Source organism: Waltera acetigignens (genome assembly GCF_025567015.1).
In the GTDB taxonomy this organism is placed as follows: Bacteria; Bacillota; Clostridia; order Lachnospirales; family Lachnospiraceae; genus Acetatifactor; species Acetatifactor acetigignens.
In genome coordinates this window covers 111,661-133,915 of record NZ_JAOQJO010000014.1, presented here as the reverse complement: position 1 = coordinate 133,915, position 22,255 = coordinate 111,661, and the positions used below count along the sequence as shown (strand labels likewise).

Sequence of the window (22,255 nt, the reverse complement as noted above, 5' to 3'; positions counted from 1 at the left end):
GCCTACGCCGACACCGACGGTACCGGTGGTAACCGAGGAGCCTACGCCGACACCGACGGTACCGGTGGTAACCGAGGAGCCTACGCCTACGCCGACGGTACCGGTGGTAACCGAGGAGCCTACGCCTACGCCGACGGTACCGGTGGTAACCGAAGAACCTACGCCTACGCCGACGGTACCGGTGGTAACCGAGGAGCCTACGCCGACACCGACGGTACCGGTAGTAACCGAGGAACCTACACCAACAGCAACACCAACCGCAACACCTGACACCCCGGATGAACCCGATACTCCGGATGATACACCAGATGATCCCGGCACCCCGAATGATCCCGGTACCCCGGCAGATCCCGGCACACCGGCCGGTGGAATCCCGGATACCCCGCAGGTACTTGGTGCAAGACGCCGCAGAATGGTGACCATCGAGGATGAGACAGTTCCCTTGGCGGACAGAGCAGTCCTCGGAGCATCCAGACGACCGCAGACCAGCGATGACTCCGATGCCTGGAATCTGGGCTTTGCCTTTTCCCTGACGAGTCTGGGAGCATGGCTTGTTCTTAAGCGAAAAGAACATTAAACAGGAACGGAACGACAGCCGATCTTAGCTGTAAAAGTATAAAAGGATCAGAATCTTGAAAAATTTTTCAAATTCTGGTCCTTTTTTCCATTTGGCGCAGTCTTCCTTATTAGGAGAGTAAAAAGAAGTAATAAAAACAGAAATACTGGTTTTGAGGGGAAACAGAAATGAAGTTAAAAAACGTAATACAGACCAAACTGGCAAAAACTCTGGTAGCGGCACTGATGATCGGCAGCATCTCCAACACCGGATTTACGGTACAGGCGGAAGAAGCAACGCAGAATGAGCAGAACGATGTTGTTGAAATGGCAAGTGTAAGCGGAAACGACAGCGTTGTTGCTGTAAAAGAGAAAACCTATCCCACCATCAAAACGGTGATTCTTGCTGGAGGCACCATGGCAAAATATGTGGGAGGACAGGTAGCCAGCCCCAACGTATGGCCCAATAATTACAAGCCGGCAAACGGAGATTTTTCATTGTTTGCAGGTCATAAGATGACTTTGGATGATGCTGAAACCTTTAAATATCTTTCTGTGGATAATACAGGGGTAGATGCCGAAGGAAAGTTAACCGGAAGTAACGGAGCAAGCTGGCAGTGCGTTGGATTCGTAGCATTAGATGTAAACAAATATTCTGACTGCAAGCCCGCAGATTTGTTACACTATGTTTATTACGGTGGAGACAGCGAAGGCACTTCCTATTATAAAGAAAACTGCGGAAAAACCCTTGAGGATGTAAAACAGTATGTGAATGACAACAACGGCGTCTTGTATGGTGAAAATGTAACGGAAAGTTTTATGGATCAGTTGCTCACCACCGGTCGGTCCTTCAGTGGAGTCACCATTGCCACGGTATGGTATGTGACCACACCCACAGAGACCTGGATCAATTATGACGGATACGATTACAGGATTCCCGGGGTATCCGCAGTAGATTATTATGAATATCCCACGGGAACGGTAACTTTTGAACAGAATGAGAACGGCGCAGTGTTCCATTATATTTCCGAAGGTATTACCATTACTACAACTCCGGAACTGGAACAGCATTGGGAAAGCGGCACCGGCAGGGTGACCTATGATGCAACGATCACCATTACGATCCACAGCAATGCCCCGGACAAGGTAAGAATCAATCTGTCCGATGCCATCGGTTATCTGAACGGTACCGTGGCAGGAGGAAATGCGGCAGAGCCCGGAGATACCCTGTACTACAACATAAAGCTGGTAAATGAGAGTAATAAGGAGTATCAGTATGATCCTGCAAAGGCCACGATCGGTACGATCCCGGCAGCGCCTAAGGCAGGAGAGAAAGTAACGGTTCTGTCCAGTGGTTTTGAAGGTTATGAGATCGGTGAAGTGGGAGCGTTCTGTACATTGCCCCGCCGTATTTTAAATGCTCCGTTACGGGATCTCGGAATCACCGCAGGTAAGGTTACGGATGCGATTGTCGGAGAGGCTCTTTTGAAAAAAGGATATGGCAGCGAAGAAATGAAGCCGGAAGAGGTTACGCAGAGCTGCCTGGCACAGTATTACTTAGACTGGTTCAACAATACTTCCAGAGAAGAAGGAAATAAGGTCTACGGCTTTTCAGAACTTACGGCAGAGGAACTGGCAATCCTGACCAACGGAACCGCCGATACCACAGTAGCGGAGAGCTGTTCTGCAGTAGCAGATGCTTTATATTACACGACATATCATAATGTATATACTTTTGACGGTGAAGGTCTGTATGACCGGATGCTGAAAAACGGACAGGAAGGTTCCTATGCAGATACTCTGGTATCCGACCTGTTAAAGGACGGAGAAGTGAAGATCACCACTAACCTTAACGGTGTGTTGGCCAACAACGGCTATCAGATGACCAGATACGGCTTCGGAATGCAGTTTGAATTGTCCAGAGAGCCGGAGGTTACTCCGCCCGTGACTACCAGCCCGGAACCGACTCCCAGTGCTACTCCGGAGCCTACGCCGACAGGCACACCGGATACCACACCCACGACGCCGACCACTACTCCGACCGCACCCCCGGATACTCCGGACGATTCGGATGATTCCGATACCCCGGATACTCCCGGTACACCGTCTGAGCCGGCAACCCCGGTAACACCTCAGGTGCTTGGTGTAAGACGTCAGCGGGTTGTAAGCATTACCGATGATCCTACACCATTGGCGGACAGAGCAGTCCTGGGAGCTTCCAGAAGACCCAGGACCGGCGATGATTCCAATACATGGAATCGGGGCTTTGCCCTTTCCTTGACAGGGCTGGGAGCATGGCTTATTATTAAGAAGAAGCAATCATAACGAATAAACATATATTTACTATAAACAATCAAGGAAAGAAGAGGTAGAACAAATGAAAAAAAGATGGATGAGTCTTGTTCTGACAGTCATCATGGTGCTGAGCCTTGCAGGCTGCGGCAAGAGTACAGAATTATCCTCTGTAAGCCGTGATCCTGCCACGGATGACGGAACTGTCTGGTTCGATGAAGAGGCAGTGGCACTGGCGGGTTCTGTGAGAAAAGCCGGTATGAGTGAAGCTGAGCTGGCCCGTGCAGATGAACTTCGTGCCATGGCTATCGATGCGTTGGATATTGTAAACGCGAAGAGAGCAGAGAACGGCCTGGCAGCACTGAACTGGAGCAACGGTCTGGAGTCCTGCGCTATGGTAAGAGCACAGGAAGCAGCTTCCAAGTTTTCCCATACCAGACCCAACGGTAAGGACTGGTACACAGTGAACAGTGAACTGATGTGGGGCGAGAATCTGGCGAAGGGCTATGATTCCGCACAGAGTGTAGTAGATGCCTGGATGGCTTCTCCTACACACGCAGCGAATATCCTGGCAGGCGATTTTACCACCTGCAGCATTGCGGTCTATGAGACCAATGGCAAGTTGTATTTTGCCCAGGAGTTCGGCTATTAACAGGGTATTTCTTATCATGAGGGGATAGAGAGATAAATGACAGGAGAGAGTTGATATTCTTAACGGAATATTAACTCTCTTTTTGGGCTTCAAAAGATAGAAAATTTTCCTGAATCATGGTAAAATAAAATCGACATATAAAATTGAGTATCTCTGCAGAAGATCACTGTTCCAAATGAGGGAGATGAATGGAATATCCGGGCGCTGCCGGACAAGTGGTCACTTCACAGAGTACAGGAAAATAAAGCATATAATAAAAATGCAGCGCAGAAATGAGGACATATGAGTACAAAAGCATCACAGAAGGGCACAAAGGGGCAGACACCCGGCATGACGACGATCCGGGAACGTCTGCAGAAGGCAATCAGCAGGTTGGTAGTGTTCTCGATTATTCCGTTGGTCATCCTTACCGTGATCCTGAATCTGTCCAGTACCATGAGAACACTGGAAGGCGATATGCTGGTGGTGGCAGAGATCTCTGCAGACCGTATCAAAGAGGAACTACGGGTGACAACAACGATCGTATCCGAACTCGGATGCAGCTATCAGCTGTCTTCTCCGGTATTTACCCAGGAGCAGAAGCAACAGTATATCAACCAGCGTGTGGAAGCTTATGGAATGGTCAGAGGCAAGCTGATCGGCTCCAACGGTATCTGTGCTTATGACGGAACCGATTATAGTGACCGTGATTATTTTAAGAGATCCATGCAGGGAGAGGTCGTGGTATCGGATCCCGTGATTGCAAAGACAGACGGTAAGCTCAGCGTTATCATTTCCGCACCCGTATATGCAGACGGAGATAAGAATGGTGATATTGTCGGCGTGGTATTCGTTGTGCCGGATCCGGAGTTCTTAAATGATATTGCTGCGGCAGTCTCTGTCAGTAAGAATTCCGAGTGCTATCTGTTGGGAGAAACAGGTATCACCATTGCTCACTGTGATTCTGCGATTGCCCAGGAGCAGAAGAGCAACATTGAACTGTCTCAGACGGACAGATCTTTGCGGGGAATTGCAAAGGTAGAGCAGAAGATGATGACCGGAGCAACCGGATATGGCACTTATATGAAAGGCGGAACCCTCACAATACAGGCTTATGCACCAATAGAAGGAACCAATGGATGGAGCGTGGCAGTAAATGCACCACTGACAGATTTCCTTGGTTCTACCGTTGTATGTATTGTCATTGGTGTAGCAATAGGTGCTGCAGCTTTATGTTTCAGTGTGCGCAGGGCAAAAAAGATCGGTCAGGCGATCGGTGAACCGGTGGCAAAGTGTACCGAGAGATTACGTCTGTTGGCTGAGGGCGATCTGCATACTCCGGCACCAGTGATCCGGACACAGGATGAGACACAGATCCTGGCAGAGGCTACCGCCGCATTATCCGGTAACCTGCAGAAAGTGATTGGCGATGCGGATTATCTGTTGGGAGAGATGTCACAGGGCAATTTTGCACTGACTACAGGTTGCGCAGAAGCCTATGTGGGAGACTTTCAGGGACTGTTGGAATCTATCCGTAAGCTGAACCATAAGCTCAGTGAGACACTTAATGAGATCAAGACGGCAGTGGGACAGGTATCTCTGGGGGCAAACCAGATGGCAGATGCTGCCCAGGGACTTGCGGAAGGTGCTACCGACCAGGCCGGTTCCGTAGAGGAACTGCAGGCTACCATCACGAATGTAACCGAGATCGTGGAGAAGAATGCCAAGGCACTGGGAGGTTCTTACCAGAAGGCTATGGATTACCAGCAGCAGGCGAAGGACAGCGGAGAGGAAATGAAGGGTCTGACAGATGCCATGCAGCGTATCAACGATACTTCCAGGCAGATCAGCGATATTATTGGTGAGATTGAGGATATCGCATCCCAGACGAATCTGTTGTCCCTGAATGCAGCCATTGAGGCAGCCAGAGCAGGAGAGGCCGGAAGAGGCTTTGCAGTGGTTGCGGATCAGATCCGTAAGCTGGCAGATGACAGTGCACAGTCTGCGGTACATACCAGAGAATTGATTGAGACTTCCCTGCAGGAGATTGAGCATGGCAACCAGATCACGGACAAGACAGCCGAAGCATTGCAGAAGGTCGTGGAAGGCATTGAGGATCTGGCCAACGAGTCCAAGAAAGCCATGGAAGAATCCAAGGCACAGGCAGATGCCATGATGCAGATCGAACAGGGCATTGAACAGATATCCACAGTGGTGCAGAACAACTCTGCGACCGCAGAAGAAACTTCTGCCACCAGTGAGGAATTGTCTGCGCAGGCCACCAACATGAACGAGCTGACCGCAGCATTCCAGTTAAGAGATCAAAATGTACGATGATTCGGTGTAATGAATTCTGAAGATATGACATACAATGCTTAATAGAAACAAGCATTGGAGGCAGCCGTGTTCGAAAAACAGAATATACAGGAAACCGTAAATGAACTGAAAAGTGACGCAGTGAAGGGCCTTACCGATGGTGAGGCCTTTCGTCGTTTACAGCAAAATGGCAGAAATGAAATGAAAGCTGCCAGAAAAAAGACGAAAATACAGCTTTTTCTGGAGCAGTTAAAGGACCCGCTGATCTACATATTATTGATCGCAGCTGTGGTATCCGTCTTTCTGGGGGAGCTCAGTGATGCCGTGATCATCGGCACTGTGGTAGTGGTCAATGCCCTGGTGGGCATGCTGCAGGAGGGAAAAGCCCGAAAGGCACTGGAAGCGTTGAAAAAGCTGACCAGTCCACAGACCATTGTGATCAGGGAAGGTATCCGTCAGGAGATTCCGGCGGCGGAACTGGTGACGGGCGATCTGGTAGACCTGGAGGCAGGGGCACAGGTACCTGCGGATATACGGCTGACCAGAAGCTCCAATCTGCAGGTAGAGGAATCTGCCCTGACCGGAGAATCGGTACCTGTGGAAAAAGATGCGCTGTTTCTGGCAGACTGCAGACACGAGATTCCATTGGCTGAACGGGTCAATATGGTATATATGTCTACTGTGGTGACCCATGGCCACGGAGAAGGAATCGTGACAGCTACGGGCATGGCCACGGAGATCGGCAGGATCGCCTCCATGATCACAGATGCGGAAGAGGAAATGACACCGTTACAGAAACGTCTGGGGGATATGGGAAAGCTTCTGAGTATTTTATCGCTGGGAGTATGTGCGGCATTGTTTCTGCTGGCGGTATTTCAACACAGAAATATTCCGGAAATGCTGCTGGTGGCGATTTCCCTGGCGGTGGCTGCGGTGCCGGAAGGTCTGCCGGCAGTGGTGACGATCTGTCTGGCATTGTCAGTGACCAGAATGGTCAAAGTACATACGATCATCCGCAGACTGCCTTCCGTTGAGACTCTGGGAGCGGTCAGCGTGGTCTGCTCGGATAAGACCGGCACACTGACCCAGAACCGGCTCACGGTGGAAAAATGCTGGTGGTATGATGTGCTGGAGGATGCTGCCGGCAGCAATGGAAGGGGAGAATCCCGATGCGTACAGGAGATGCTCCGGGGAATACTGTTGTGCAATGATGCTTCCCTGCAGGGAGAGCAACGGATCGGAGATCCAACGGAACTGGCGCTCTTAGACTTCGGAGAGAAGATGGGGATGCATAGAGAACGTCTGGAGAAGCAGTACCCCCGCTATGATGAAAAGCCTTTCGATTCGGACCGGAAGATGATGACGACCTATCACAGAATCCCGAAAAACGGAGGGCATAAGGGAAGCATTGCCTATACGAAGGGGGCACCGGATGTGATCGTACAGCACTGCACCCATATTTTACAGGACGGAAGAAGTGTGCCAATGACAGCCGGACAGAGAAAAAGGATCAGTGAGGTTGTAGAACTCATGAATTCCCTGGCGCTTCGGACACTGGCGGCAGCACAGAGCGGAAACACTCCCGGGTGTGGGGAAGAAGGTATGACATTCCTGGGAATCGTGGGGATGCGTGATCCTGCCAGACCGGAGGCGGAGGAAGCGGTGGAGATTTTCCGCCGTGCAGGTGTATCTACAGTAATGATCACCGGGGATCATGTGGATACCGCCTATGCCATTGCCAGACAGCTGGGGATTGCAGGGCATCGCAGTCAGTGTATTACAGGGGAAGAACTGAATCATCTGGATGATGCTTCTTTTGCCAGGAGGATCAGGAATATCAGGGTTTATGCCAGAGTGACTCCGGCCCAGAAGGTACGGATCGTGAAGGGGCTGCAGCAGAATGGGGAGATTGTGGCCATGACAGGGGATGGTGTGAACGATGCTCCTTCTCTGAAAGCAGCAGATATCGGTGTAGCCATGGGAACCGGCGTGGATGTGGCTAAACAGGCGGCGGACATGATATTGACGGATGATAATTTTGCAACGATTGAAAAGGCAATCGAGGAAGGCAGAGGCGTCTATGAAAACATCCGCAAGTCGGTGATATTTTTACTGTCCTCCAATCTCGGGGAACTGATGACCATGTTCGTAGCAGTGGCTCTGGGGCTGGCTTCCCCTCTAAAATCCAGTCATATACTGTGGATCAATCTGATCACGGATTCCCTTCCGGCGTTGGCACTGGGAGTGGATAAAAATGACGGAAAAAGCCTGATGCGCTGTCCTCCAAGAAAAGCAGCGGAGAGTCTGTTCGCCCGGGGCGGAATGGCCTGTACCTTACTCTATGGAGCGCTGATCACCGGTATCGGTCTGGCGGCATTTCTGGTATTGCCCTGTGGGATCATGGCAGGCAGGGGAGAACTGTCCTGGAATCTGTCTGACTGGGTGGAGGGACTTCGTGAATTACTGTCCCGGGAAAAAATACTTGCCCGATCCCAGACCTATGCTTTTACAGTACTGGGAATGTGCCAGCTGTATCATGCAGTAGGAATGCGGGATATGCAGAAGTCCGTATTTGCCATGAGACCCTGGGATAATCCGCTGATGGTGTTGGCCTGTGTTATTGGATTTGCGCTGCAGTTTGCGGTAACGGAAGTACCGTTTCTCATCGGAGCGTTCGGAACCTCCCATCTGTCCGGACAGGAATGGCTGCTATTGAATGTATTGGCAGCATTTCCACTGCTGGCTCATGAGCTGGTAGTGATGTTACGGAAGTGAGTACGCTTATCCGGGCTTACCGACGATTCAGAACGATAATTCGCCCTATAACTTCAGGCAGATATTCTTGCGTATGCAAGCATCTGCCGAATACCCTGCCTGAAGCTACATGGCTCTGGATAGTCGTAATATTCAGAACCCCATTCGCAAAATCGCATCTCCGATGCTTTCCTTTTGCTCATGTGGTTACTTCGCCACATAAATATAGCCAGAGGATCTTACGAATGCAAGCATTCGACGTTCCTCCGGTTATATTTACGTGGCTCTGAATATTTACAAAAAGTTAACATTTTCCTTGTATGGAGTTTATAGTCAATAGTTACAATAAAATTGACAAATAACTTTCATGGGAGGGCAATGTGATGAAAATTATCAGAAAAACAGCGATTGTTATGCTTCTCTGCCTCTATTTTCTGACATATGGTGTATTGCCGCAGGTACAGGCCGCAGGTAAAGACGCTCCTGTGATCGTGGTAGCGCATCGGGCGGGGGCAAAAGTAGCTCCGGAGAACACGGTGGCGGCCCTGGAACAGGCCATCCGGGATGGAGTGCCTATTGCAGAGATTGATGTGCAGCAGTTGTCGGACGGAACCCTGATCGTTATGCATGACAGTAATTTTAAACGGACCACAGGAGAGGATATCTGCGTATGGGATGTGGAGGCAGATGCTCTCAAAACCCTGGAAGTGGGCAGCGGTTTTTCAGCAGCATACCGGGGAGAAGAGATCCCGACACTGGAAGAAATGCTTACCTGTGCCAGAGGCAGGATCACTCTGATGATCGAACTGAAATATACCGGACAGGAGGATGCACTGGAGGAAAGCGTGCTGACTCTGCTGCAGGATTATGATATGGTGGATGAGTGTATTATAGGCTCCATGAACAAGGGAATCCTGCAGAAAATGAAGGAGCTGGAACCGGGGATTTCAACAGTTTTTATTGCCCATGATCTGGAAGAAGAGGATTATGAGCTGGACTATGCCGACAGCTATAGCATCGAGGGGAGAAATCTTACAGTGGATATGGTAGATGCCATTCATTACTGCGGAAAGTCGGTATACGGGTGGACAGCCAATACTTCCGGTGCCATGCTTCGGATCGTAAACTGTGGGGCGGACGGTGTGATCACGGATGATGTGAGATTATTACAGACATTTTTGAGAGAACAGGCTTGCCGTAAAGCGTTTGCAAGTGTATACTGATTAGTTATAATGAGGGGAAGAATACGGAAACAGGTTGGTGTATATGAGTAAAATATGGGAATTTTTCGAGAATCTGGGTGAATATGTATATGTGGCAGATGCAGAGACTCATGAATTGATATATATGAACAAGAAGACTCTGAAGAGCTATGGATTTCAAAGTCTTGAAGAGATCATCGGGTTAAAGTGTTATGAGATATTGCAGGGAAATTCTCTGCCCTGTGGCATGTGTAATAATGAACAGTTAAAGCCGGGTTTTTTTAAGGAATGGGAATATTACAATCCGCTGCTGCGAAGAGAACTTCATATCAAGGACACACTGGTAGAAGAAGACGGGAGAAAATACCGTATGGAAATCGCCATAGATTGCGGCAATCTGAATGAGAGAGGGCACAAATCCGAAGATTACCGTAATATGGAGGCTGCGTTGAATGAAGCCATCCGTGTGGCACAGCGGCAGGAGAGCATGGATCAGACATTGCAGGTGCTGCTGGAATTTGTCGGAAAGAATCTGGAAGCGGGACGGGCCTATATTTTTGAAAAGGATGACCACGATCATGACCACAATACATACGAATGGGTAGCCAAGGGAGTCGCACCGGAAAAGGATACCCTTCAGGATCTACCGCCGGAGATCTGTGCGGAATGGTATCGGAAGTTTGATGAGAATCAGAGTATTGTCACAGAGAATCTGGAAGAAATGAAAGATGTGGATCCGCAGATGTATGAAGTTCTGGTAAGACAGAATATTCATTCCCTGGTGGTGGTTCCGCTTTATGATGATGGGAAAGTAATCGGCTTCTACGGAGTAGACAATCCTTCGACCAGATATTTTGAATTTGTGTCGGAGATGCTGCAGATCATGGGACACTTTATCGTATCGTCCCTGAAGCAGAGAAATCTGGTACGGGAGCTGGAAGTGATGAGCTATTCGGATCCGCTGACGACATTGGGGAACCGTTATGCTATGGAGAGGTACATTGAGCAGGTGGACCATACCGAGCCCATCGGCGTGGTATACTGTGATATTACAGGATTAAAACGGATCAATGACAGTGAAGGACATTCCGCCGGAGACCGCCTGATCCGCAGGTGCTGTGACTGCCTGAAACGTGTATTTGAAGGAAATGGAATGTTCCGTATCGGCGGAGATGAACTGGTGGTCCTGTGCACCGGAATTTCTGAAAAGGAATTCTATCAAAAGGTGGAGGAATTAAAAACAGAGCTGGCAGCTCATGATGTCTCCATGGCAGTAGGAGCAGCGGTGAACACTCTGGAAGCCGTGGGAAAGGATCATCTACTGACGGAGTCCGAGAGACGGATGTATCAGGACAAGGCAGAATACTATCGCAGTACAGGGCTGGACCGCAGAAAGATCTGAGAATGGAAATCTCCAAAGCTATTTTGAAAGTTTATATGTTGAGAATTTCTATCAGGCAGTTCCCTTGACGGGAACTGCTTTTTTCTATATTATTTATATAGGTTAGCTACGACTAACTCAATGACTTTTGGATGGCAGGAGGTGAAGCGCTGATTGAGTCAGGAAACGTGGGAGATCCTGTGTGAAATGGAAGCAGACGATGTGGAACTACAGTTGGCTTTGCAGTGTGCACCGTTGATCACGGGACTTAAGATTTCCAATCTGCTGACGATTTCCCCGGAAGGCTTTACACAGGTGGGAAGGATCGTTGAAAGCAGTGTGCTTTCCCTGTATCCCTTGTTGGAGACAGAGGAGAAAATGGTAATACTGTTGTATCGGGAAGACCGGCTGGAAAAGTATCTGAAAATGCCGCAGGTACAGAAACTGCTGCGGGAGGCAGGGTACGAATCCGATCGACTGGAGGATATTTTGCCGGTATTTTGCGATCGTTATGAAACCTATGCAGAGAGAGGGAAGCCGTTCCCCCACGAACTGGGATTGCTGTTAGGATATCCCCCGGAGGATGTGGAAGGATTTATCAGACATCAGGGGAAGAACAGCCTCTGCACCGGTTATTGGAAAGTATATGCGGATAAAGAAGGAAAACAGAGACTTTTTGAAAAATATGAATATGCCAGGGAAAATTTGATCCAGCTGTTGCATTATGGATTAAAGATGACAGAAATCATAGATATCTGCGGATGTACCGCAGCATAGAAACAGGCACGGAAAGGTGCGGAAGGGAAGGAAAAATAAATGGATAAGATTTATGTAGTATTCTGGACACAGGGTGGTAACACCCAGGCTATGGCAGAGGCCATCGGAGAGGGTATCCGGGAAGCCGGGAAGGAAGCGGAGGTAGTATTTGTGACCGGCGCCAACCTTGACGAACTAAAGGCTGCTCCCAAGTTTGCACTGGGCTGTCCCGCGATGGGAGCGGAAGTCCTGGAGGAATCCGAGATGGAGCCTTTTGTATGTGATGTGGAAGGCTTTGCTTCCGGCAAAAAGATCGCACTGTTCGGTTCCTATGGCTGGGGAGACGGTGAGTGGATGAGAGACTGGACCACCCGTATGGAAGCAGCAGGAGCTACTGTGTTGAACGGTGAGGGCCTGATCTGCCATGAGACACCGGACGGGGATGGCCTGTCAGAGTGTAGAGAACTTGGCAAACAGCTGGCAAACGCATAAGGTATCTGAAAGCAAATAAGACAACATAACAAAAAGATTCATTCCCCGGGTGGAGAGTGAATCTTTTTGCTATATGTATGTGCTATGCTTTTTTGCTGCCACATAAATAATAGCGTTCCTGTGCCACGGTCTCGGGAACCGGAATATTACCGTTTTGCAGCTTTCGGGTCAGAACATCCAGATGATGTAAGCCTTGGGCTATCTTGATCTTACGGCGTTCCAGAAGATCGGCATACAACGGGTTCTGAGCCAGCGTATTGCAAATATCCTCCGGGAACGGGCAGTAGGTGAACATGATCTGACGGGCTACTTTGTTCAGTCTCGGGGATCCGGCACCTTCGAAGAGCACCCAGATCATATAATCCCTTACGAACATTTCCTTGAAACTGTTCTTGGCACGCTGCAGGCTGGATTTTACCTTTTCCTTGGCCTCTGTACTCAGATCATGGTTCTTGCGGTAGAACTGGATATAATCGAAATATTCACTGGTCAGGGAACTGATGGAGACATCGTTCCAGCGGTTACCCTGGACTCTCTTGCACAGCTCCCAACGGAATTCACCGGTCAGGTGGGTGAAGGTCGTCTTCAGATCCTCCAGATGGAAAATGGAGAAGACCATACGACCGGGGCTGTTACGGCGCTTGCCCTCAATTTCCTGCCACATGACACCGCGGATACCGACGTTGGGCATCAGGATGATGTCCGGCAGATATTCCAGATGAATTGTCTCCTTACCCATGACATCTATGTGCTCCATATCCAGACTTTCTCTATAGAATGCCGTGTAATCTACCCGGCGGATCTCCTCGAGAATCTGGGAGACACGGGAAACGGTGACATAGGAGCTTTCCAGATCCTTCAGCACATCATCTGCGCAGAACAGCGGACAGAAAGTAGTGATCCGTCCGAAGGTGATCTTGTTGACCTGAGGGAACATATTCCGGAGCTCGTAATTGACCTTGGCCATGGGATTGTTCTCCAATGCCTTGAGCTCTGCATCCGTAATATTGCCACCGACCTTTTGTTTGTGAATATAATCGGAATAATCCTGGTCAAATTCGTTCCGGCTGGGAGATTTCTTCCCGCGGAAGATGGCCATCAGCCAGTCATAAAAGGTATAGACACCGATATCGCTGTGATCCGACATGGCTTCTGCCATGCGGTACAGGGTGACTGCATTTTTCAGACCGGCCAGCTCCTCATCCACATAACCGAAATACAGAAACATTTTGACCGGCATGGGAATGTTCGGCTGTTCCAGCGTCTGGGTGAACAGGAGGGAGTAGAGCAGATAAAATTCTTCGGTCAGCTGTCTGCGTAAAAGAGCGACATCCTGATCCTGGGAAGCCCGGTCGGACAGCAGCTTGTAAGCGTGGACATGCTGACGGAAGCTGGTCACGGTATCCAGATCCGAACCGGCGTAATCCAGAATAGTGTTCAGCGATCCGGCAAGCTTGCCAAGGATCTCGGAATCTCCGGAAGAACCTGCCTCAGCGGAATCCTTGGATTCCATGAGATTCAGGCTGCTCTGGAAGGTCTGGGATCTGGAGGCAAACAGTTCCTGATCGATGAAGGACAGATCGCCGGCCTTAGAAAGCATACGATGAATGCGGTCGTAGACCGCCTTGCTGTCTTCATTATCCTGTCCCAGTTTATAGAACAAAGAAGTATAAAAATCAAAAAGATCGTTGCCGGATTCCCGGAAATAGAAGGAACCGACCTGCTGCAGATAGTGGAACTGTTCCTCCAGGCTCTGGTAAGTACGGCGGAAGTCCAGACTTCCCTTACGCAGCATACCAAGGGACAGATCCGACTCCTGTACCAGGATCCGGTAATTGTCCGAAGCCAGGATCCTGCTTAAGCCCATGTAATAGCCGTTCAGCCAGATGTCCGGTGAATCATCCCCAAGAAAAGCATTCAGCTCATCGAAATGTTCCAGGGATCTCGCCTGCAGACGGTAACGGCTACACAGTGTATTGTAGGTGGCAATATCATCTGTCAGAGTACGATACAGCTCACTGCAGTTCAATTCCGAAATGGAACTGCGGTTCAGCAGAATATTGATCTGACGGAAACAGGACAGACAGAACAGACGTGCTACGTCCGGGTGCTTCTGTAGAATATCATTCAGGGAATCCAGACTGGTCAGGGGATACGTCAGGATCGTTGTATCCTCCAACGTGGTATAGCCCAGCAGATGGATCTCGGAGCAGATCTCACAGATACTGATCACGTCTCCCTTTCCCAGAGTATAAGAGCCGCCGGGATATGATACATCTACTTTACCGTTGGTAATCAGATGCAATGCAGTCATGGGCTGCCCATAGCTATATATAGTTTTCCCCTTCTCCAATACGATTCCAGCCATTCCAATACCTCGTCTTATCATACAAATATTTAATACACATTATACACCATAATACCAACAATTTTCTACTGTACTTTTGATAGAAATGTGATAAAATAAAACTACATATGTGTCACTTTTACATTGACAGACGAAAAAAGCGATGTTTTCGGTAGAAAACGGTACATGGAAAGGTATATTGGGGTTATGGAACAGAGCAGTGAATACAGAGAGCAGTTGCTGGAATCATATAAGCAGGCAGTGAGGCCGTTACTTCCCTACCTGCCCTGGCTGGAGCAGAGCGCCGGCAAGAGAGCCAGCTCTATCTACAGCGGACAGGATATCGGAGTGAATTCCGTGTCTTTTCCGGTATATGACGGGACTCTCCTGAATTTCGTCAGGGAAGCGACGAAAAGTCCCCTGATGGATCGCAACTATGCCTATGTATACACAAGACACCGGATCCGCACTCATCAGGAGGAGCGGGATATTATTCAGAAAGCAGGATGGAAGGAATGGGATATCCTCAGAGGAATCCTGTCAAAATATGTCTTAGGCGGCAGAACAAAGGGAAATCTGTGGAGCGAGGCGGTATCGGAGCAGATCTTTTATCTGGTACTGAAACAGATGCAGGAGATCATTGAATTCTGGGATAAGACACCGGCGAACGGAAAGCTTTGAGTGGGGAAAGGCAGGATAGATCCATGGGAGAAAAATCAGTACAGAAAAAGCGATATATCGTAGAGAAAGCCAGAGAAGTATTTGTGGAGAAGGGCTTCAAAAAAGTAACGATGAAAGATATTGTAGAGGCCTGCGACATCAGCCGTGGCGGACTCTATTTATATTTTGAGAATACCAGTCAGATCTTCATGGAAGTGCTGCGCATGGAGAGTGAGGAGGCGGATGACGTATTTTCCGACAGTATTACGGAGGATGCTACCGCAGCGGATATCCTGCTTCTGTTTTTAAAGGAGCAGAAGAAAGAGCTTCTGCGCAAGAAAAATACACTGACGCAGGCTACCTATGAATTCTATTTTGAAAACGAACTGCCCAAGAGAGACAATATTTTAAAAAAGCAGTTTGATTCCGCAGTGAAGATCATTGAAAAACTGATCGAGGCAGGTGTGGATAACGGAGAGTTTATCTGCGAGGACTGTGAGGGAACTGCGAGAAATATTATGTTTGTGCTGGAAGGACTGAAGATTTCGGCCCAGACCATCGGCGTGACGGCGGAAGCGGTGGATCGTGAGATCCTGTATCTGTTGCGCGGATTGGGTGTAGAAGATTAATAAGATAACGGGTGATGATGCTTCAGGGAAAGTTTCCTGAAGCATTTTCTGTGTAGAAAAGCTGCAAAGAGATAAAGAGAGGGAAAAGGTAAGTATGACAGAAACGATCATCAGCATGGAACTTCCGGCGGGAGGACATCTGGCAATCCGCAGGAACCGGATCCGTCCGGAGGGAGAAGAACGGAATTTATCCAGAATCAGTCTGGTGTCCGGCATCCACGGGGATGAACTGGAGGGACAGTACATCTGTTATGAGACGGCGCGAAGAGTAAAAGAGCATCCGGAGTATTTGAAAGGAATCGTAGATATCTATCCGGCATTGAATCCGCTGGGAATCGACATGGCCAGCCGGACGGTGCCGAGACTGGATATGGATATGAACCGTATGTTTCCGGGAGACGCATCGGGGGATATGATGGAGCGGATCACGGCAACTGTGGTGGATTCCCTGATCGGATCCGATATTTGTATCGATCTGCACGCCAGTGATATTTTTGTGCGTGAGATCCCACAGGTACGACTCAGTGAAGATTTTGCGGAGGCACTGCTTCCCTATGCGAAAATGACCAATGCCGACATGATCTGGATGAATGCCACTGCCACGGTGCATGAATCGACGCTGGCCCATTCCATGAATCTGCTGGGAGTTCCCACACTGGTGCTGGAGATGGGGCAGGGGCATGACATCCACAGATCCTTCGGTAATCAGATCGTGGACGGTATTTTCCACATCATGAGTGAAATGGGGATCTGGACAGGCCCTGAGCCAAAGGTGCAGGAGCCTGCGATATCCAGTGACGGTGAGGTGGAGTTTATCCGCAGCAAGTCAGACGGTGTGTTCCTGCCGCTGATCGAGCACAACCACTATGTGAAAAAAGGAGATCTGATCGGGGAAGTGGTGGATCCATTTGAAGGGACGGTGAAGCAGCAGATCCGTACCGCAAAAGGAGGGCTGTTGTTTACCCTGAGAGCTTATCCGGTGGTCTATGAAGGAGATCTGCTGGCGCGGATCCTGACGGAGTGAAAAGATTATGTTTGAGAGAGATATTTATACCATACATTCGACCTACAGAGAAGATATGCGCATCAAGGGCTTTCAGTTCGGCAAGGGCGAGAAGTCTGCCTGCATCGTTGGCGCAGCCAGAGGCAATGAGATCCAGCAGATGTATATCTGTTCCCAACTGGTGAAGACACTGCGGGAACTGGAAAACAACGGCTGTATCAGTGCCGGCAAACAGATTCTGGTGATTCCTACCATCAATGCCTATTCCGTGAATATCAGCCGCCGCTTTTTCGGTGTCAAGGAAGCGGATATCAATCGGAGTTTTCCGGGAAATGATTACGGGGAGCCGGCGGACCGTCTGACCAATGCGTTGCTTACGGAGATCCGGGACTACGTTTATGGGATCCAGTTTACGTCCTTTTACAGACCGGGAGAATTCGTGCCCCATGTACGTATGATGGAGACAGGCTATCAGAATACGTCGTTGGCGAATCTGTTCGGACTTCCTTATGTGGTGGTGCGCAAGCCGGTACCCATCGATACCAAGACACTGAATTATAACTGGCAGGATGAGATGACGGCCGCCTTTTCGGTATACACGAATCAGAATACCCAGATCGATGAGGTGAGTGCAAGACAGGCGGTGGCAGCGGTCTTACGTTTCCTGAAACGTATGGGGCTGATCCGGTACGAGAGTCATTCAGGCTATATCAGTCATGTTATATATGAAAAGGATCTGAGTGATGTACCTGCGAACCGGGCGGGAATTTTCCGGGGAAAAGTACATGCGGGAGACGATGTGCGCTATGGAAATGAGATGGCAGAAATTATAGACCCTTACGATGGAACGGTGAGGGAGAAGATTCTGGCCCCCACGGACGGCATCGTATTTTTCGCCCACACGGAGGCCCTGATCTGCGAGAAGGACATCGCTTACCGGCTGATCCACAGACTGCATGAATGACGAACCGTTCAAAAAGGCAGGTAAAATCTATCTAAATTTGTTGTTTTCTGCTATTGTGGGAAAATATAGTATGTTGTATGATACTATTCAGAACCATGTAAATATAATCATATGTACGTCAAAGGCTCGCATTGTAAGGGCATCTGATGATATTTATATGGTGAGATAACCACATGAGCAAAAAGTAAGCATCGCAAGATGTGGTTTTGCGAATGGGGTTCTGAATAGTGTCGCATAGTATAAAATTTCGGAGGAGAGACATGAGCAACGTAAGACGTATCTATGTAGAGAAAAAGGAACCTTATGCCGTCAAGGCAAAAGAGCTGCACGACGAACTGAAAAATTATCTGGGTATCGATGTGGCAAAGGTTCGTGAGTTTATCCGCTATGATGTGGAGAATATTTCGGATGAGGTGTTTGCAAGAGCCTGCAAGACTGTATTTTCCGAGCCTCCCGTAGATGATCTGTATGAAGAGACCATCGAGATTCCTGCGGATGCAAAAGTATTTTCCGTAGAGTTCCTTCCCGGACAGTTCGATCAGAGAGCGGATTCCGCAGTGCAGTGTGTGAAGTTCTTAAAAGAGGACGAAGAACCTGTGATCCGTACCGCTGTGACTTATATGATCGAAGGACAGGTGTCCGACGAAGAATTTTCCAAGATCAAATCTTACTGTATCAACCCTGTAGATTCCAGAGAGACCGGCATGGAGAAGCCGGATACTCTGATCACGGTGTATGATGATCCCGCTGATGTTGCTGTTTTTGACGGCTTCAGAGATATGGACGAGAGCAGTTTAAAAGCTCTGTATGAATCTCTGGGACTTGCCATGACCTTCAAAGATTTCCTGCATATCCAGAAATATTTCCATGATGATGAGAAGAGAGATCCTTCTATGACGGAGATCCGTGTACTGGATACCTATTGGTCCGATCACTGCCGTCACACCACTTTTTCCACCGAGCTGACCGATGTGGAATTCGGTGAGGGTTATTATCGTTCTCCCTTAGAGACCACTTACCAGAGTTATCTGGATACCAGAGAAGAGATCTTCAAAGGCAGAGAGGACAAGTTCGTCTGCCTGATGGATCTGGCACTGATGGCCATGAGAAAGCTGAAAAAAGACGGCAAACTGGATGACATGGAAGAATCCGATGAGATCAATGCCTGCTCCGTAGTGGTTCCCGTGGAGATGGATTACGGCGACCATAGAGAGACCGAGGAGTGGCTGGTATTTTTCAAAAACGAGACCCACAACCATCCTACAGAGATCGAGCCTTTCGGTGGTGCTGCCACCTGTCTGGGCGGTGCCATCCGTGATCCCCTGTCCGGCCGTGGCTATGTATATCAGGCAATGCGTGTCACCGGTGCTGCGGATCCTACCGTTCCTGTATCCGAGACTTTGCACGGCAAGCTCTCCCAGAAGAAGCTGGTAAGAGGCGCAGCCAGTGGCTATTCCTCTTATGGTAACCAGATTGGTCTGGCTACCGGCTTTGTAAAAGAGATCTATCATCCTTCTTATGTGGCAAAGCGTATGGAGATCGGTGCCGTTATGGGCGCAGCTCCCCGCAGGAATGTTATCCGTGAGACCTCTGATCCCGGCGATATCATCATCCTGTTAGGCGGACGTACTGGACGTGACGGCTGCGGCGGTGCGACCGGATCCTCCAAGGTACATACCGATACTTCCATCGAGACCTGTGGTGCTGAGGTACAGAAGGGTAATGCACCGACCGAGCGTAAGATCCAGAGACTGTTCCGTCGTGAGGAAGTCAGCCGTCTGATCAAAAAATGTAACGACTTTGGTGCCGGCGGTGTCTCCGTTGCCATCGGTGAGCTGGCAGACGGTCTGACCGTAGATCTGGACAAGGTACCCAAGAAATATGCCGGACTGGATGGCACGGAACTGGCAATCTCCGAGTCTCAGGAGCGTATGGCAGTGGTAGTAGATCCTAAGGATGTAGATACTTTTCTGGGCTATGCAAAGGAAGAGAACCTGGAGGCTGTTCCCGTAGCAGTTGTTACTGAGGAACCCAGACTGGTACTGAACTGGAGAGGCAAGCCCATCGTGGATCTGAAGAGAGCTTTCCTGGATACCAACGGTGCCCATCAGGAGACCAAAGTAAAAGTAGATATTCCTTCCGAAGAAGAGAATTATTTTGATAAATGGGCTGTTCCCGCTGTAGGTGAGAAACTGGAAGAGGGCGATGTGAAGGGTGCCTGGGTGGCACTGTTAAATGACCTCAATGTATGTTCCCAGAAGGGTCTGGTAGAGATGTTCGACTCCTCCATTGGTGCCGGCAGTGTATTGATGCCCTACGGTGGAAAATATCAGCTGACTGAGACCCAGACCATGGTAGCCAAACTGCCTGTACTGGAAGGTAAGACCGATACCGTGACCATGATGAGTTACGGCTTCGATCCGTATCTGTCCTCCTGGAGTCCTTACCACGGAGCTGTCTACGCAGTGACAGAGTCCATGGCGAAAATCGTGGCTTCCGGCGGTGATTTCAGCAAGATCCGCTTTACCTTCCAGGAGTACTTCCGCAGAATGACCAGCGATCCTGAGCGTTGGAGCCAGCCTTTCGCAGCACTGTTAGGCGCCTACGATGCACAGATCGGGTTCGGGCTGCCCTCCATCGGTGGTAAGGACAGTATGTCCGGTACTTTCAATGATATTGATGTACCTCCCACACTGGTATCTTTTGCAGTGGACGTGGCAAAATATGGCGATATTATTACTCCGGAACTGAAGACCCCCGGCAATAAGCTGGTACGTTTTTCTATTAATAAAGACGATTTCGACATTCCGATGTATGAGAATGTGGCAGAATTATATGGCAAGATCCACGAACTGACCGAAAATGGTACGATCGTATCCGCTTATGCTCTGGATTCCAAGGGTGTGGCAGCAGCTGTAGCAAAGATGGCCTTCGGTAACAAGCTGGGTGTGAAGATCGACGATGAGGTAACCACAGACGACCTGTTTGACAACGGACTGGGCGATATTCTGGCAGAGATCCCCGCAGACAAGATGGCTGCACTGGAAGAGAAGGAACTGGATTACACCGTGATCGGTACCGTGACCGAGGAGCCTGTATTCGTATATGGTGATGTGAAGATCACCATGGAAGAGGCACTTGTTTCCTGGACTTCCAAGCTGGAGAAGGTATTCCCCACCAAGGCAGTGAAGGGTACCGAGGCAGTGGCAAGCAATGTTTACAAGGCAGACAGTATTTATGTATGTAAGCACAAGATCGCAAAGCCTACCGTATTCATTCCGGTATTCCCCGGAACCAACTGTGAATACGACAGCACCAAGGCGTTTGAACGTGCCGGAGCCCATGTGGAGACAAGAGTGTTCCGTAACATGACCGCAGAGGATATCCGCGAATCCGTAGAGGAATTCGAGAAGTCCATTGCACAGGCACAGATCATCATGTTCCCCGGCGGCTTTTCCGCAGGTGATGAGCCTGACGGCAGCGCGAAGTTTTTTGCAACAGCATTCCAGAATGAGAAGCTGAAGGAAGCGGTCATGAAGCTGTTAAATGAGAGAGACGGACTGGCACTGGGTATCTGTAACGGATTTCAGGCTCTGATCAAGCTGGGACTGGTTCCTTACGGCGAAATCACCGGTCAGAAGGAGGATTCACCTACCCTGACCTTCAATACCATCAACCGTCATATCTCCAAGATGGTATACACCAAAGTCGTATCCAACAAGTCTCCCTGGTTACAGGGCGCTACACTGGGTGCTACCTACTGCAATCCCGCATCCCACGGTGAGGGCCGTTTCGTAGCACCGAAAGAGTGGATCGACAAGCTCTTTGCTAACGGACAGGTCGCTACTCAGTACGCTGATCAGAACGGTAATGTATCCATGGATGAGGAATACAATGTCAACGGTTCCTACTGTGCGATCGAGGGTATCACATCCCCCGATGGCAGATGCCTCGGTAAGATGGCACACTCCGAGAGAAGAGATACCGCTGTGGCCATGAACATCTATGGCGAGCAGGATATGAAGATCTTTGAATCCGGGGTACAGTACTTTAAGTAAATTGAGAGTTAGCATAGCTACGAGCCATGCAAAAATAGAGTGGAACACCTCGATGGGCGCTTGCGCACAAGCGAGGCTGGTTCACTCTATTTTTATACGGCGACAGCCGTCTATGAAATAAGATTGACAGCGTTCTTTGCTGACAATCTTATGAATAGCGTGGCTCATTGCGGAGGGAGCCTTAGACCAGACGAACTCCCGGAGCATGCGATACA

15 protein-coding genes are annotated in these 22,255 nt (G+C 49.4%); 14 read left to right on the top strand and 1 reads right to left on the bottom strand.

Features of this window, described 5'->3' with window-relative positions; genetic code table 11:
- From OCV96_RS13690 to OCV96_RS13650, 9 genes are all read left to right on the top strand, one after another.
- The coding region (locus OCV96_RS13690) for an LPXTG cell wall anchor domain-containing protein (protein WP_262594734.1) at window positions 1–577 on the top strand (577 nt) is incomplete at its 5' end.
- A gap of 167 nt (window positions 578–744) precedes the next feature.
- On the top strand, window positions 745–2,880 hold the full coding sequence (locus OCV96_RS13685) for an LPXTG cell wall anchor domain-containing protein (RefSeq protein ID WP_262594733.1): 2,136 nt from the start codon (window positions 745–747) through the stop codon (window positions 2,878–2,880).
- 52 nt (window positions 2,881–2,932) lie between these two features.
- The gene (locus OCV96_RS13680) at window positions 2,933–3,499 is read left to right on the top strand and encodes a CAP domain-containing protein (RefSeq protein ID WP_022312275.1); all 567 of its coding nucleotides are present in this window, start codon (window positions 2,933–2,935) and stop codon (window positions 3,497–3,499) included.
- Window positions 3,500–3,781: 282 nt separating this feature from the next.
- Window positions 3,782–5,815, top strand: a complete 2,034-nt coding sequence (locus tag OCV96_RS13675) for a methyl-accepting chemotaxis protein (protein WP_118539935.1) — start codon at window positions 3,782–3,784, stop codon at window positions 5,813–5,815.
- A gap of 66 nt (window positions 5,816–5,881) precedes the next feature.
- A complete protein-coding gene (locus tag OCV96_RS13670; protein WP_262594732.1) occupies window positions 5,882–8,569 on the top strand; it encodes a cation-translocating P-type ATPase in 2,688 nt (895 codons plus the stop codon).
- A 362-nt stretch (window positions 8,570–8,931) separates the two neighbouring features.
- Entirely contained in the window at window positions 8,932–9,771 is an 840-nt protein-coding gene (locus tag OCV96_RS13665) for a glycerophosphodiester phosphodiesterase (protein WP_262594731.1), read from the top strand.
- A gap of 43 nt (window positions 9,772–9,814) precedes the next feature.
- Window positions 9,815–11,152: a sensor domain-containing diguanylate cyclase gene (locus OCV96_RS13660; RefSeq protein ID WP_118505559.1), complete on the top strand. Its 1,338-nt coding sequence runs from the start codon at window positions 9,815–9,817 to the stop codon at window positions 11,150–11,152.
- A gap of 153 nt (window positions 11,153–11,305) precedes the next feature.
- Entirely contained in the window at window positions 11,306–11,908 is a 603-nt protein-coding gene (locus tag OCV96_RS13655) for a DUF3793 family protein (protein ID WP_117467156.1), read from the top strand.
- A 39-nt stretch (window positions 11,909–11,947) separates the two neighbouring features.
- Complete coding sequence (locus OCV96_RS13650; RefSeq protein ID WP_227733011.1) at window positions 11,948–12,379, top strand: flavodoxin; 432 nt, start codon at window positions 11,948–11,950, stop codon at window positions 12,377–12,379.
- An 82-nt stretch (window positions 12,380–12,461) separates the two neighbouring features.
- On the opposite strand, the gene OCV96_RS13645 is transcribed toward OCV96_RS13650, so the two are convergent.
- The gene (locus OCV96_RS13645; RefSeq protein ID WP_262594730.1) at window positions 12,462–14,747 is read right to left on the bottom strand and encodes a cyclic nucleotide-binding domain-containing protein; all 2,286 of its coding nucleotides are present in this window, start codon (window positions 14,745–14,747) and stop codon (window positions 12,462–12,464) included.
- A 165-nt stretch (window positions 14,748–14,912) separates the two neighbouring features.
- On the opposite strand from OCV96_RS13645, the gene OCV96_RS13640 reads away from it, so the two are divergent.
- From OCV96_RS13640 to OCV96_RS13620, 5 genes are all read left to right on the top strand, one after another.
- Complete coding sequence (locus tag OCV96_RS13640; protein WP_207666585.1) at window positions 14,913–15,407, top strand: hypothetical protein; 495 nt, start codon at window positions 14,913–14,915, stop codon at window positions 15,405–15,407.
- 23 nt (window positions 15,408–15,430) lie between these two features.
- Window positions 15,431–16,015, top strand: a complete 585-nt coding sequence (locus OCV96_RS13635) for a TetR/AcrR family transcriptional regulator (protein WP_022312284.1) — start codon at window positions 15,431–15,433, stop codon at window positions 16,013–16,015.
- Window positions 16,016–16,109: 94 nt separating this feature from the next.
- Window positions 16,110–17,039 carry a M14 family metallopeptidase gene (locus OCV96_RS13630; RefSeq protein ID WP_022312285.1) on the top strand — a complete coding sequence of 310 codons (930 nt, stop codon included), beginning with the start codon at window positions 16,110–16,112 and terminating at the stop codon, window positions 17,037–17,039.
- Between the two features lie 7 nt (window positions 17,040–17,046).
- A complete protein-coding gene (locus OCV96_RS13625) occupies window positions 17,047–17,982 on the top strand; it encodes a M14 family metallopeptidase (RefSeq protein ID WP_022312286.1) in 936 nt (311 codons plus the stop codon).
- A gap of 260 nt (window positions 17,983–18,242) precedes the next feature.
- A complete protein-coding gene (locus OCV96_RS13620) occupies window positions 18,243–22,040 on the top strand; it encodes a phosphoribosylformylglycinamidine synthase (RefSeq protein ID WP_118730609.1) in 3,798 nt (1,265 codons plus the stop codon).
- The last annotated feature ends 215 nt before the right edge of the window (window positions 22,041–22,255 follow it).

What these genes read in the sequence shown, in the direction of transcription:
- OCV96_RS13640 (WP_207666585.1), top strand. Translation starts at nt 14,913, where the DNA reads ATGGAAAGGTATATTGGGGTTATGGAACAGAGCAGTGAATACAGAGAG.
- OCV96_RS13675 (WP_118539935.1), top strand. Translation starts at nt 3,782, where the DNA reads ATGAGTACAAAAGCATCACAGAAGGGCACAAAGGGGCAGACACCCGGC.
- OCV96_RS13645 (WP_262594730.1), bottom strand. Translation starts at nt 14,747, where the DNA reads ATGGCTGGAATCGTATTGGAGAAGGGGAAAACTATATATAGCTATGGG.
- OCV96_RS13680 (WP_022312275.1), top strand. Translation starts at nt 2,933, where the DNA reads ATGAAAAAAAGATGGATGAGTCTTGTTCTGACAGTCATCATGGTGCTG.
- OCV96_RS13650 (WP_227733011.1), top strand. Translation starts at nt 11,948, where the DNA reads ATGGATAAGATTTATGTAGTATTCTGGACACAGGGTGGTAACACCCAG.
- OCV96_RS13665 (WP_262594731.1), top strand. Translation starts at nt 8,932, where the DNA reads ATGAAAATTATCAGAAAAACAGCGATTGTTATGCTTCTCTGCCTCTAT.
- OCV96_RS13630 (WP_022312285.1), top strand. Translation starts at nt 16,110, where the DNA reads ATGACAGAAACGATCATCAGCATGGAACTTCCGGCGGGAGGACATCTG.
- OCV96_RS13620 (WP_118730609.1), top strand. Translation starts at nt 18,243, where the DNA reads ATGAGCAACGTAAGACGTATCTATGTAGAGAAAAAGGAACCTTATGCC.
- OCV96_RS13660 (WP_118505559.1), top strand. Translation starts at nt 9,815, where the DNA reads ATGAGTAAAATATGGGAATTTTTCGAGAATCTGGGTGAATATGTATAT.
- OCV96_RS13635 (WP_022312284.1), top strand. Translation starts at nt 15,431, where the DNA reads ATGGGAGAAAAATCAGTACAGAAAAAGCGATATATCGTAGAGAAAGCC.
- OCV96_RS13685 (WP_262594733.1), top strand. Translation starts at nt 745, where the DNA reads ATGAAGTTAAAAAACGTAATACAGACCAAACTGGCAAAAACTCTGGTA.
- OCV96_RS13625 (WP_022312286.1), top strand. Translation starts at nt 17,047, where the DNA reads ATGTTTGAGAGAGATATTTATACCATACATTCGACCTACAGAGAAGAT.